Annotated in this window: 11 protein-coding genes and 1 pseudogene; 9 read left to right on the forward strand and 3 right to left on the reverse strand. The window is 48.6% G+C overall.

The features are described 5' to 3' along the window. The 8 genes and pseudogenes from SMC1_RS10050 to SMC1_RS10080 all read left to right on the forward strand — a co-directional run. On the forward strand, positions 1 to 730 hold a 730-nt coding region (locus tag SMC1_RS10050; protein WP_133299419.1), incomplete at its 5' end, for a transposase. 207 nt (positions 731 to 937) lie between these two features. Further along, positions 938 to 1,930, forward strand: coding sequence for an ornithine cyclodeaminase family protein (locus tag SMC1_RS10055; RefSeq protein WP_119086632.1), 993 nt, complete (start codon positions 938 to 940; stop codon positions 1,928 to 1,930). Between the two features lie 29 nt (positions 1,931 to 1,959). Then, complete coding sequence (locus tag SMC1_RS10060; protein ID WP_119086633.1) at positions 1,960 to 2,961, forward strand: ornithine cyclodeaminase family protein; 1,002 nt, start codon at positions 1,960 to 1,962, stop codon at positions 2,959 to 2,961. Positions 2,962 to 2,984: 23 nt separating this feature from the next. Next, positions 2,985 to 4,574: an L-serine ammonia-lyase, iron-sulfur-dependent, subunit alpha gene (gene sdaAA / locus SMC1_RS10065; RefSeq protein ID WP_126855222.1), complete on the forward strand. Its 1,590-nt coding sequence runs from the start codon at positions 2,985 to 2,987 to the stop codon at positions 4,572 to 4,574. Between the two features lie 153 nt (positions 4,575 to 4,727). Continuing rightward, positions 4,728 to 6,158 carry a sodium:solute symporter family protein gene (locus tag SMC1_RS10070; protein WP_207799416.1) on the forward strand — a complete coding sequence of 477 codons (1,431 nt, stop codon included), beginning with the start codon at positions 4,728 to 4,730 and terminating at the stop codon, positions 6,156 to 6,158. Positions 6,159 to 6,188: 30 nt separating this feature from the next. Beyond that, complete coding sequence (locus SMC1_RS10380; protein ID WP_126855223.1) at positions 6,189 to 6,446, forward strand: hypothetical protein; 258 nt, start codon at positions 6,189 to 6,191, stop codon at positions 6,444 to 6,446. A 31-nt stretch (positions 6,447 to 6,477) separates the two neighbouring features. Then, positions 6,478 to 6,831 (forward strand): annotated as a pseudogene (locus tag SMC1_RS10075) (L-serine ammonia-lyase, iron-sulfur-dependent, subunit alpha); the annotation flags it as partial. 111 nt (positions 6,832 to 6,942) lie between these two features. After that, positions 6,943 to 8,034 carry an NAD/NADP-dependent octopine/nopaline dehydrogenase family protein gene (locus tag SMC1_RS10080; protein WP_119086636.1) on the forward strand — a complete coding sequence of 364 codons (1,092 nt, stop codon included), beginning with the start codon at positions 6,943 to 6,945 and terminating at the stop codon, positions 8,032 to 8,034. 432 nt (positions 8,035 to 8,466) lie between these two features. On the opposite strand, the gene SMC1_RS10085 is transcribed toward SMC1_RS10080, so the two are convergent. After that, positions 8,467 to 9,174: a hypothetical protein gene (locus SMC1_RS10085; RefSeq protein ID WP_119086637.1), complete on the reverse strand. Its 708-nt coding sequence runs from the start codon at positions 9,172 to 9,174 to the stop codon at positions 8,467 to 8,469. A gap of 296 nt (positions 9,175 to 9,470) precedes the next feature. On the opposite strand from SMC1_RS10085, the gene SMC1_RS10795 reads away from it, so the two are divergent. After that, positions 9,471 to 10,715, forward strand: a complete 1,245-nt coding sequence (locus SMC1_RS10795) for a DNA/RNA non-specific endonuclease (protein ID WP_207799417.1) — start codon at positions 9,471 to 9,473, stop codon at positions 10,713 to 10,715. Positions 10,716 to 10,900: 185 nt separating this feature from the next. On the opposite strand, the gene SMC1_RS10095 is transcribed toward SMC1_RS10795, so the two are convergent. Both SMC1_RS10095 and SMC1_RS10100 read right to left on the reverse strand, forming a co-directional pair. Beyond that, positions 10,901 to 11,677, reverse strand: a complete 777-nt coding sequence (locus SMC1_RS10095) for a nucleotidyl transferase AbiEii/AbiGii toxin family protein (RefSeq protein ID WP_119086639.1) — start codon at positions 11,675 to 11,677, stop codon at positions 10,901 to 10,903. After that, positions 11,670 to 12,287 carry a type IV toxin-antitoxin system AbiEi family antitoxin domain-containing protein gene (locus SMC1_RS10100; RefSeq protein WP_119086640.1) on the reverse strand — a complete coding sequence of 206 codons (618 nt, stop codon included), beginning with the start codon at positions 12,285 to 12,287 and terminating at the stop codon, positions 11,670 to 11,672. The genes SMC1_RS10095 and SMC1_RS10100 overlap by 8 nt, the downstream gene beginning before the upstream one ends. Positions 12,288 to 12,812: the final 525 nt, after the last annotated feature.

The following is a 12,812-nucleotide window of genomic DNA, read 5'->3' on the forward strand; positions in this document are numbered from 1 at the left end:
GGGGAACAGATCGAAGACCGATACCGTTGATGCGAAGACGCTCTCCGCCTTCGATGCCTTGCTCGCAGAAGAAGACTTCCGGATCCCTGAGATGGATGAGATAGCGGAACAGCTGGGAGCATTCATCGGGAGGTATGAGATCATCCAGAAGACAAGGACCATGCTCTCCAACCACGTGCATTCCCTGGAGGAGAAAAGTGGTGTGACGAGGAAGCTGAAAGACTCACTCGAGAGGGAGCTGGGGCATCTTGGTGCGATGGAGGACCAGCTCGAGAAAGAAATGGAAGCAGTTGCAGAGGATCATGAGGAGACACGAGAAGCCCTCCACAATCTTCTTTCCATGAACGGGACCTTGGTCATCTCTGCCATCAATCTTCTGTATCTCTTCCGGAAGTATCCTGGTGCGAATCGAAATGAGATCACCGCACTCGCAGGACTGGACCCGGTACGAAGACAATCAGGATCTTCCTTGAACGGAGGAAGGAAAATCAGCAGAGCAGGAGACCCAATGCTCAGGAAGGTTCTGTACCTGGCTTGTATGAACTGTATCCAACACAATGAGTGCATACGAACGTTCTACAAGCATCTCGTGAGCGACAACCACAAGAAGCCCAAAGTCGCCTTGGTCGCTTGCATGAGAAAGCTTCTTCTCATCGCTCATCACCTCTATGTGACAAAATCCAAGTACCGGACTCTTGAACATGATGCCAATCCATGTTTGTCCTCTTGACACGGATCGTAGTATCTTGAATGAGCCGATGCGCGTCATTGAATAGAATTATTCAATGACGTATACTGAAGGTACTCTTTTAAAAGAGCACGGGAAAGGCGGCGCTTAAGGTGCCGAGTTAGCTAAAAAGGAGGTGTTTTAATGAAAAGCTTCTGGTATGCCAATCTGTAAACAAAGCTTGAAGCCAGGACAAAAGGGAGGATTGTAATGGATACTTTGCTTGCAGGGGTTGATCAAATCAAAAAGGTAATCGTCATGAAAGAAGCTGTGGAGGTTGCAGAAGCGGTATTCAGAGGTCATGGGGAAGGAACTGTAGTAATGCCGCCAAAAATAAACCTCAAAATGGGAGAAAATGGGGAATGGCCTCATTATTGGGGATCAAGCAACTCCATGCCTGCTTATGTGGATTCTCTGGAGGCAATGGGAGTCAAATTTGCTTCAGGCTACAAAAAGAACCCTGAAAAAGGTTTGCCTTTCATACTGGCAACTATAATACTGTGTGCAAAAGATACAGGCTATCCCATTGCAGTCATGGATGGTACATACATTACTGCAGTAAGAACAGGTGCGGCTTCAGCAGTTGCAGCTAAATACCTTGCTAAAAAAAATCCACAAACATTGGGCATAATTGGAGCAGGAACCCAGGCAAGAATGAATATAAGGGCCCTCCACGAAGTATTTGATTTTGAGGAAGTAAAAATTACCGATGTAAACAATGCTTACGCCCTAGAGTTTGCAGTTGAAATGAACAAGGAACTTGGAATTTACGTTAAGGCTGTTGATTCGAGCAGGCAGGCAGTTGAAGGATCAGACATAATAGTTACGGTTACCGTTGCCGATGAACCGCTTGTGATGAAGGAATGGCTTGATCCAGGTGCACTTGTGCTTTCTTTGGGTTCATATCAGGAACTTGATGAGAACATTCCGTTAAAAGCCGACAAACTCGTGGTAGACAATTGGGAACAGAGCACCCACAGGGGAGAGCTCGTAAAACTTATAAATGCAGGAAAACTGGATCGTAGCATGCTCTATTCTGAACTTGGAGAAATAGTTGCCGGAAAAAAAGCCGGCAGGGAAAACGACAGGGAAATAATATGTGCCTGTTTAATAGGCATAGGTTCTCTTGATATAGGAACTGCAAAATATGTGTATGACAAATTGAAGGACAAGGATGACATAACAAGATTCAAATTTTATTAACTTACTTAAATACAATAGGAGGATTTGAGATGAAGACACCAGAAACACTGTTATTAAATCAGGAACAAATAAAAAGCCTCATAACCATGAAGGAAGTTGTGGAAATTGTGGACAGAACCTCCAAGGATCTTGGAGTAGGAAAGACTATAAATCCAACAAAAGTACTCCTTGATCTTGGTGAAACGGCCGCATATCCACCGTACAGCGGATTCATGAACGCAATGCCCGCATATATAGGCTGGGAGGATTCTGCAGGAATAAAGTGGGCTGGAGGATTCCTTGGCGAAAGAAAAGCACTTGGGTTCCCGTACATTACAGCGATGATACTGCTTATAGACCCCAAACTCGGATTCTTCAGGGCTGCAATGGATGGTGCCTATATAACAAACATGAGAACCGGAGCCCAGACTGCATCAGCATTGAAGTATCTGGTCAACAAGAAGAAAATAAAGCTCGGACTCTATGGCGCAGGAATGCAGGGACACACTCAGACCGAGGCAATATCCGTACTTTTTGATATTGATGAATTGCGAGTTTATGATGTAAACAGACAGGCAAGCGAGAAGTTTGCGCAGGACATGAAAGACGTCGTAAAGGGAAAAATCATAATAGCAGACAAACCTGAAGACGCAGCTCAGGGAGACGTCATCGTCTGCGTAACCCAGTCAAAGGACAAATTCCTAAAGAATGAATGGATAAAGCCTGGAACGGTTGTCTTCCCGATGGGCTCATATCAGGAGTGCGACGATGAATTCATCCTAAGTGCAGACAAGATAATCGTTGACTGTATAGGCCAAGTACTTCACAGAGGAGCATTAAGGGGACTGGTTGAAGAGAAGAAGCTGTCTGAGAAGAACATTACTTGTACGATTGGAGAGATGGCTGCTGGACTCAAAGAAGAAAGAATCCAAAAGAACGAGAGGATACTCTGCTTGCCAATAGGAACGGGAGCTATGGATGTTGCAGTCGCAACGGCTGTCTACAACAAGGCAGTTGAAAAAAGTATTGGCGTGAAATTTGCCTTTGTATAACAAATATAAATGAGGTACCTATAGTGCCAACTTCAAGTAATTATGGAGTTTTTGATATAATAGGCCCTATCATGATAGGGCCCTCTAGTTCACACACTGCCGGCGCCGTAAGGATAGGCCTCGTTTCGGGGCAGCTTTGCGGTTTCAATCCAAAAGCGATTACGGTGTTTTTCCACGGTTCCCTTAAAAGTACCTATTCCACCCATAAGACAGATGCAGGCGTAGTTGCCGGCGTACTTGGCTTTCCAGTAGACGATGACAGGATAAAATGTTCCATTGAACTTGCAAGAAGTAGCGGCATTCAAGTTGAGTTCAACGGAATAGAACTTAAAGACGCCCATCCAAGCACTATAATAGTAAAAACGATGGATGCTGAAGGCAAAGAATGTGTTTTAAGGGCAAGCACCATCGGAGGTGGTAACATAGTGATTGAAGAGGTGGACGGCATAAAACTTTTGCTTGATGGGAAGCAGAACTGTATTTTTGGACTTACCGAAGCAAAAGACGTGGAACTTCTAAAGAAGGAAGTTTTAGGTTTGGGAAATGGAAACACTGTAGACTTCGAAAAGCAGCAAAACGGTTTCATGTTTAAGATTTGTGGAGGGGAGACAGTTGACCCCGAGGCTGCCCAAAATATAGCAAGCCTTGCTTACGTACGGAGCGTAAAATTCATAAAAGCCGTAATGCCAATAGTTATATCGAGCAGGCATTTTTACAGTACATGCAAGGAACTAATGGATATATCTGTTAAAAACAATTGTCAAATGAGTGACACCATCATACAATTTGAAGCTGAATGCTCTGGGAGATCAGCCGAGGCTGTAATAGACGAAATGAGGCAGATATACGTTGCCATGAGGCAGTCCATAGTAAAAGGAAACGAAAAGGAAAGCGAGCTTCTTGGGAATATGTTCAAGGGAAATGCAAAAAGGATGGACAGCTTTATAAAGGCTGGAAAAAGTATTTGCGGAACGACCCTGAGCGAGGTTACAAGAAACGCCCTTGCAGTAATGGAAGTCAACGGATCAATGGGACGCATAGTTGCTTGTCCGACAGCAGGTTCCGCAGGAACCATGCCTGCCACAGTAATAACCCTTGCTGAAAAAAATTCCATACCTGAGGAAAAAGCTATAAAAGCCCTTTTCACAGGAGCAGGAATTGGAATAATAGTGGCCCAAAATGCCAGTATTTCGGGAGCTGTTGGAGGATGTCAGGCGGAATGCGGCACAGCAAGCGCACTTTCAGCAGCAGCGCTGACTGAAATGTTCGGAGGAAACTGCAGCATGGTTCTGAGTTCAGTAGCTCTGGCTCTCGGAAACGTTATGGGAATGGTATGCGATCCAGTAGCAGGAATGGTTGAAATACCTTGCATACAAAGAAACGTACTGGCCGCTGCAAACGCAATAGTATCGGCAGAAATGGCCCTTGCCGGAGTAGACAGCGTTATTCCTGCAGATGAAGTTATCGGTGCCATGGATGAGGTTGGCAAACTAATGCCCGTTTCGCTCAAGGATACTCTGGGGGCAGGACTGTCAAACAGTCCAACGGCAAGAAGATTCCAAAGCCAAATAAATAAGAACGGGAATGCTTTGACAACTACTGCAACACTTTAACGTTCTAAGGGAGGTATTTAAGGGGGTGAGGAATCGAGTAATAGATCGCTGCAATAATCTATTCGTTTCCTTTTTAAAAAAGCGCAATCATGAATTTGTAGCCACATGTTGAAGCCAGGACAAATCAATTCATAGTTAAAAGGAGAGACTCTAATGAGTAGTACCGTTTCCTTGAGTTCTATTGTACTCATAGTTATCAGCACAATAATAGTGCTCGGAGGTACAAGTCTGGTTGCCATTTTAATCGGCAAAAAGAAAAAATCACAGGAAGACTGGGCGGTTGGAGGAAGATCACTTCCGATATATGTTATCGTAGGAACCCAGTATGCAACTGCAATGGGCGGAGGAATTCTTGTAGCCCATGTTGGAATTGGGTACGGGAGCGGCTGGTCCGCATTGTCCTACGGCTTACTCGTTTCTGGCGGAATAGCGTTCCTTGCAGTAATAGCAAAATGGCTCAGGGAACAGAATTTTACAACAGTTCCGGATATTATCACTAGATTTTATGGAGACAACAAAGTTCTTCTTGTGCTCGCATCCGTTGGAAGCATACTTGTACCGTTCGGCTGGATGTGCACCCAGCTGGTGGCTTTTGGTAAACTCTATTCAGCGATAACAGGGCTTTCAGTGCCCTTGTTGATGACCATATTTGCAATAATCAGCCTTGCATACGTTCTTCCCTCAGGTTTGAGTTCAGTTGCATGGACTGACTTCATTTTCGGCTGCTTGATGTTGTGTATGACGGTATTTTCGGTTTACTTCGTTATGAAGCTTGGCGGCGGCTGGGCAAACATAGTTGCAAAGGCTCCACCTGAAATCACTGCTTTCCCGGGAGGGATGAAAGCAGTAGGCTGGGCTACAATAGCCCTCTGGAGTTTGTCCATACTTCCAGGTTCACTTACGAACCAGATGTACTATCAGAGAATATTTGCAATTGACAAGGTAAAACTCGTAAGAACAAGTCTTATAATAAGCGCAATCGTAATTTTAACTGCAGATGTCTGGGCTTCTTTCATGGGAATTGCAATAAGGTCACTGAAGCCGGGACTTGCACCCGAACTTGCTTCAGGATGGTTCCTCACACAAGTTCCAGCATGGTTCCTCGCACTTTTTTCAGCCTTTCTTTGTGCAACCATAATGTCAACAATAGACAGTGGAATTCAATCAGTAGCAGTAAACATAACTACAGATATATACCACAAGCTTGTAAATAAAAAAGCAACAGACAAGGATCTCACTAAGTATTCAAGGATTTTCTCCGCAGCATCGGTTGCTCTTGCTCTTGCTCTTGCCCTTTGGTATCCACAAGCTCTTGGGTGGCTTGTTGCAACCTATGCATATTCAGCAGCAGTACTTCTCTTCCCAATCTTCATGGGATACTTCTTCAGAAATACAAAAGTACTGAACGCACAGGGTGCAATTGCAAGCATGGTCGGCGGAGTTATTGGATGTGCAATAGCAACGGTTCTGAAAATCAAGATACCTTATGTAGCATATGGATTGGTAGGATCATTGGTTTGTCTCTTCCTTGTAAGTTATCTTACAAAAAAACAGTCATCCAAGCTGAGAGCATCAAACAACTAGTTTATTGGGGTTGTAATAGACAGCGAACTTTTGAACATACTTCGTAAAGAAGTAAAACCTGTACTTGGATGTACGGGTCCAACTTTGGTGTCCTTTGCTGTAAGCGCAGCAAAAGATGCAATTGGAGGCAATCCGGAGTCGGTAAAGGTTTATGTAGACAGGGATACCTACAAGAATTCAATTTCCGTAGATATTCCCGGAACACAAAAAATGGGTCTTTCAATAACCGCAGCTCTCGGCGCCGTATGCGGCGATTCAAGGCTTGGCCTTGAGGTACTAAAAACGTAAATCCAAGATATGAAGAGCTTGCACAGCTGCAAGCCTTGGAGCTGGAGCAGGAACCGTCTATCTTCTTTCTGGAGATTTGAACCAGCGAGAAATGGTAATTAAAGATATAACTGGTACCATGGCAAGAATACTTTGTGACGGTGCAAAACTTGGATGCGCACTTAAGCTTTCAACTGCGGCAGGAATTGCAATCAAGTCGGCATGGCTTGCCTTGTCAGGAGCATCGATCCCTTCAGGGGATGGTCTTGTATGCAGTACTGCAGATGAAACCATTCAGATGATTAGAAAACTTGCATCCATAGGGATGATCGATACCGACAAGGAAATGTGCAAACTTGTAATCGGCAGGGAAAACGAAAGCAAGCATCAGCATTCCCTTAAGTAAGTTTTTGATAACAAAGATGTTGTTGCAGAAAGTCCAAAGGGATCTTACGGAACTCATCCAGCTTCAGGATTTTTCACAGCAATATAAATTGCAATAATAGGAGGAATTTCTATGAACAGCAAGAATAAAATAGCAATTCTTGGATGCGGAAACGGAGGTATGGCCCTTTCAGGCTATCTTGCTGCCAAAGGTTATTCTGTAAATATCTATGAAAGTATAAAACCAAGCGAAGATTTTCTAAAATTCCAAAAAGAGAAAACAATAATACTTGACGGGGATATAAAGTGTTCAGGTCTTCTTAACTGCATTACAACTGATATAAGGGAAGCTTTTAATGAAGCAGATAACCATATACTCGTCGTTGTTCCTGCATATGCGCACGAGCCAGTATTCGAGCAAATGCTCCCACATATCAAGGATGGCCAGACAATAGTAATACTTCCTGGAAACTATGGCAGCCTAATCTTAAGAAGGATGATGGCTGAACATGGAATAAAGAAGGATGTTACGATTTGTGAAACAAGTTCACTTCCGTTTGCATGCAGGCGCACTGCATACAACGTTGTAACCATATACAAGCAGAAGGCCAAACTCAAGATGTGCACTTTCCCTGAATCAAGGTCAAAGGAAGCTCTTGATGCCTTAAACAAGATAATGCCCATATTCATCCCCGCAAAGAATACTTTTGAAGTCAGCCTGGATAATGCAAACTGCGTTCTTCATCCGTTCCCGCTAATACTGAACTATGGAACAATAGAAATGAATTCCAAGACTTTCAGGCATTACATCGATGGAATTACGCCCGAGATTTCCAATGTGGTTGAAAGAGTTGACCAGGAAAGAATAAACATAGGAAAGGCTTATGGAGTCAACCTTATGTCAGTTCTGGATCAGTTGAAGCTTTTTTACGGTCAAAACGACTGCACGAACGTCTACGACTACGTACACAGCAAAGACAGCCCGTACTTTGACTTGATTGGCCAGAACATAAGGAGCAGATATATAACTGAGGATATACCGTTCCTTGTAGTTCCGGCAGTACAACTTGCAAAGAAGGCAGGAGTTGCCGCACCATTATTCGAGGCTAGTTTAAAGATGGCCTCCCTTCTTCATGAAGTTGATTACGAGAAGAACGGAATGTCACTAAAGGTCCTTGGAATAGACAGCATGTCAAAAGAGGAGATCATTGCATACCTCAAGTAAATAGAATTTGCAAGAACTGTTTAATTGACAGGAAGAATAGGAGGCTTCCTAATATCTGGAAGCCTCCTATTCTAAGATATTGGAGAACACTTTATATGTCTGTTTCATCAACAAAATAAGCTGTCAACAAGGTGCATAATTTGCACGCCTGACGTGAATGCCATTTCTTAAATAAATTATTGATTTCAGTGCTGAAACATAATCTTTCGCACTCCTATTTGCTCCCTGAAAAATTCACAAGGTAATATATGGTAATATATGCATAAATATTATTGACCGAAACATTAAAAGTTACCTAACCTTGATTTGAGTGCAAAAACATCACTCATTTGAAGCTAAAATCTCGTAAGTCACGTATTGCATCACCTAAGAATCATCGTGAACGTGTGAGTCATTGCATCATCAAGAATCATAGTGAAATTGTCCGGCGTGTCACGGCTCCGAGGGAGATATTCTGGCTCCCCTTCCCAAGGAGCCGTGCCTGCAGGATATGGATGTTCCGCTGCAGGGAGAGAGGATCGATGTCTTTGAGCTGATGCAGGAGGCGTGCCTTGGCCTGATCGCTGACCTCGGGAGCCTCCAGGAGCCGGTGCAGGAGAGTGAGGGGAGGACGGTACCTCTTCTGGACCCTGCTCCCTGTCCGGACCTTCTCCAGGAGGGCCAGGAGGGCTGGAGCACATTGGCACGCTGGGCAAGGAGGATCTCCAGCTGTCCCTGGGGAAGGAACAGTGTGCAGCCGTTCTCTGCCACGTTGGAGCCGATGTCGCTCACGGACGTGTCCGGTCCGACGGCGGGGGCAGGTGCGGGATGCCCTTCCCGCACGCCTTCCTGGAACAGGAGTTCCAGCGCAGAGAAGCGCTCAATCAGGCGCATGCGCTCTGCCTCGAACGTTGCGTGCTCCTGCACCTGGTGGTAGCAGGACGACTTCCACATCGCGTACCCCAGGAACCGGAGCTTGCGCAGGAACGCGTCATACTGCTCCTCCTGCGGCAACCCGGCAATGATGTCGTGCGGCGGGCAGAACGCGAGGTCCGCGGACGATGGGCTCCCTGTCTTCGCGAGGTTGTCGAAGACGCGGTCCAGCACCTTTGACTGGGCCTCGGCGTATGCCGTGATGGCGGCCTTCAGCTTGTCCTCCATGCTTCCCTCCTTGTGGCGCATCGTGCGCCTGACAATGAAACAACCCCGTGCAAGCGCATGGGGTCGACGCAGGAACAAGCTGTCCCGGCGCTTTAGCACATTTGTAACGCGGAGCAAGTGAGCCTTACATAAATCACCGCGTCTTGCAAGTATAAGATATGCAGGGCCGTTGGCGTGTCAAGACCTCGGCGAGCTGGGGTTGCTGTTCGCACGAATCGCATGCTGCCACAACTGTTGACACGGGCGGAGACCTAACACACACTATGATGTTGCTGTTCCTGATGAAGGAAGGACTCATGAAGAGAACGCATCTGCTGGCTGTCCTGGTAACCATTCTCCTGGTCGCAGGACTCCTAGGCGCTGCCTTGTCGTCAACGACGGTCAAACTGTGGATCGGCAACGCGTCCATGTCCGTCAACGGAGTGCAGCAACCGATCGACCCTCAAGGAACGAAACCCGTCATCGTCGAAGGCAGGACACTTGTGCCTATTCGCGCCGTCATCGAGGCGTTTGGGGGATCCGCTGTCTGGGAGTCCTCTACACGCAAGGTTACAGTCACGCTGGGAAAGGATTCTCTCGACCTTTGGATTGACAAGCCGCAGGCATCCCTGAACGGCATCGCCCTTGCGATTGATGCAGCAAACTCTGCGGTTGTGCCCACTATCACGAACGGGCGGACGATGCTCCCACTCCGGTTTGTCGCCCAATCCTTGGCAATCGACGTACAATACGCGGACGCCACGAAGATGATCACGCTCACCCACGTGAAGCCAACTCTTGCATTGCCTGCTGATGGAAGCAATTTGCTCCTGGGTAATCCCAGCAATGCCGTGCACGACAGTAGCACATCTCCCGATAACTATTTGATGGACAGCGGGTATTACGTTCTGTCCTATGACCGCGATCGTGCTGCGCCAAACTGGGTGAGTTGGTATATTGGCAGCTCCTCGCTGGGTTCAACGTCTCGGGAAAATGATTTCCGCGCGGATACTTCACTTCCTGCTAGTTGGTATCAGGTGCAAGCGAACGGCTATTCCGGTAGTGGTTTCGATCGCGGCCACAACTGTCCCTCGGCAGACAGAACGTCTACTGTTGCCGCCAATTCATCGACATTCTTGATGACGAACATGATCCCACAGGCCCCTAACAATAATCAGCGCACCTGGGATAACTTTGAGAACTATCTTCGCAGCTTGGTGAAGCAGGGGAATGAAGTCTATGTCGTCATGGGCTCATATGGAAAGGGCGGTACCGGTTCAAAGACTTATCAAACAACTATTGATAGCGGACACGTTACGGTGCCGGCATATATTTGGAAGGTATCTGTTGTCCTATCTAATGGAGACAAGGATCTAAGCCGTATTACAACAAGCACGCGCGTCATTGCTATTGACACGCCAAATACAAATGGCGTCAATTCGAAATGGCAGACATACCTTACCAATGTTGACGCTATCGAGGCAGCTACAGGATATGATCTTCTGTCGAACGTTCCGACATCTATTCAAAAGGTTCTGGAAGCCAAAATAGACGGCAATTGACGAGCAAGAAGCCGGATATGGGGTCAGCTGGTAAAGAGGCCACAAGTGGTAAGCAAGGGGATTGGATTCCCGCCTACGCGGGAATGACGGCCAAAGAGGAAGACGGCAGCGCAGACAAGATTGGATTCCCGCCTTCGCGGGAATGACGGAGGGGACGCGGGAATGACGAATTGGCGCCACAGTCGTCACAGTGGCGCCGTTCGGATGAGTTCAGCAAACAGGGTGATACGGTCGGCCTCGCCCGGACCCGGGAGGAACGGCAGCACGTCGGTGCGGAGGGCAGCGATGTCGAGCGTGGCCAGCTTGTCCAGGACAACCTGGCGCAAGTGTGCCACATCCGGGATGCCGGCCTTGCCCGCCAGGTATGCGTAGTCCGGTTTCGTCTGCCCCAGCAGCCAGGAGATGTCGTACAGGTCGCGCCCCATCGTACGTGGCCTGTGCAGCAATGCGGTGAACTTCTGAGCCAGCAGCACAGGTGCCGGCGTCAGCAGTACTGGCACGAAGACGTCCAGGCGGCTGAGGATGCGCCGTTCCGGTGCGATGTCCAAGTTCTGGGGTTGCGTGTCCACCTTGATGCGCAGCACGCTATCGCGGTGCCCCGTCAGGCCCCATCGCTGCAGCATGTCCGTGAAGCGGAACACTGCCGTCATGCCCTGGTGCTCCTTCACCACGACGTCGCAGGCAACGTCCTCCAGTGCGAAGCGATGCGCCACGTCGCCGGCCAGCGTGCGGAACCCGGACGCTGAGACGCCGCGGTTGTCGAAGTCGAGGTCCTCGGAGAAGCGAGAACTGCCCGTGAAGAGGTGAATGGCTGTGCCACCCATGAACACGAGGCTGGCGCCATAGGTCGTGCCATAGATATACTGCAGCGTCTTCAGCTGCAGGTACTCCCGCAGGATCGACGTCCTCCAGACGGGCGCGCTGTCATGATAGGCCTGGTAGACAACGGACGGCTCAAGCATTGTGCATCGCCTCCTCAAGCGCGTGGACTTGGCGCATCAGCCGCGGGTGTTCGAACCTTACTGCCCATTGCTCCAGGCGGTCATGGTCCAGCGTGGCAAATCCGCCCTCGTCCAGGCGGACACTCAGCATGTCACCCTCCGTGCGCAGACCCGGATGGAGGTACAAGTAGTCCAGTACGGCCTTCTCGGCCTCGGCGATGAGGAACTGCCGTCCCCGTCCGTACTCGACGACGCGGTACCCGAACCACCGACACGGCTTGACGGTCCGCCAGACAAACGTTGCTGCATCAGTCGCCGATGTCCGCGTCGTGCGTGTCCCCACAAGGGTGATTGCCTGGACGGTCTCGGGGACAAGTTCGTACCATGACAGCGCAGTTTCGAGCGACACGTACGCCGGAGGATAGGCCTGGCATCCCACATCGAAGAGCAGGGTCAGGTCGACCTGTGCGTCTGCGAAGACATACCAGCCGCGCGCCAGCATGCGCACCTGTCCCTTGCGGTTCCATTCCGCAAGCGTCGGTTGACGGAACCCAGGGTCGATGAGCGCAAGATCCCGTATGCTGAATGGTGCGTCAGTCCCCATGGCACGTCGCATACTGTCGAGCAACATCTTCCCCTGTCTCCCTTTCATACGCTAAAGCGTATATAACCAAGATACGTCTGTTCACAGCGTACCCTTGTGCTGGTTCCTGTCAACCGGATATGGGGTCAGCTGGTAAATAGACCGCAGGTGGTAAGTAAGGAGGAATGGATTCCCGCCTGCGCGGAGAAGCACCCCTCGCCTTGGACAAAAGGGCTCGGGGGAATGACGGAGTGATGAGGATTGGATTCCCGCCTTCGCGGGAATGACAGATGGGCGCACACGTGGTGAGGACGTCGTTTCCTGCTATACTTTCTCGGAGACGGGCATTGGGTGCCATCACGCCCGGGGCCTACCATGGACAAGTCAAAGGTGAGGTGAGCGAATGGACGACAAGGAACGTGCGGAGACACTGAAAGCTGCAACATCGAAGTGGCAGCAGCGTGCTGACAAAATCCCTGCCGGCAAGACATGCAAGGCCTATTCGGACTGCACGACGAGTTCTGGCATCGACGTCAAGCTGCTCTACACGCCCGAGGATGTTGGCGAGATGGA

It is taken from the genome of Candidatus Cryosericum septentrionale (genome assembly GCF_003570995.1).
Lineage (GTDB): Bacteria > Caldisericota > Caldisericia > Cryosericales > Cryosericaceae > Cryosericum > Cryosericum septentrionale.

What these genes read in the sequence shown, in the direction of transcription:
- SMC1_RS10055 (WP_119086632.1), top strand. Translation starts at nt 938, where the DNA reads ATGGATACTTTGCTTGCAGGGGTTGATCAAATCAAAAAGGTAATCGTC.
- SMC1_RS10060 (WP_119086633.1), top strand. Translation starts at nt 1,960, where the DNA reads ATGAAGACACCAGAAACACTGTTATTAAATCAGGAACAAATAAAAAGC.
- SMC1_RS10070 (WP_207799416.1), top strand. Translation starts at nt 4,728, where the DNA reads ATGAGTAGTACCGTTTCCTTGAGTTCTATTGTACTCATAGTTATCAGC.
- SMC1_RS10080 (WP_119086636.1), top strand. Translation starts at nt 6,943, where the DNA reads ATGAACAGCAAGAATAAAATAGCAATTCTTGGATGCGGAAACGGAGGT.
- SMC1_RS10085 (WP_119086637.1), bottom strand. Translation starts at nt 9,174, where the DNA reads ATGGAGGACAAGCTGAAGGCCGCCATCACGGCATACGCCGAGGCCCAG.
- SMC1_RS10795 (WP_207799417.1), top strand. Translation starts at nt 9,471, where the DNA reads ATGAAGAGAACGCATCTGCTGGCTGTCCTGGTAACCATTCTCCTGGTC.
- SMC1_RS10095 (WP_119086639.1), bottom strand. Translation starts at nt 11,677, where the DNA reads ATGCTTGAGCCGTCCGTTGTCTACCAGGCCTATCATGACAGCGCGCCC.
- SMC1_RS10100 (WP_119086640.1), bottom strand. Translation starts at nt 12,287, where the DNA reads ATGTTGCTCGACAGTATGCGACGTGCCATGGGGACTGACGCACCATTC.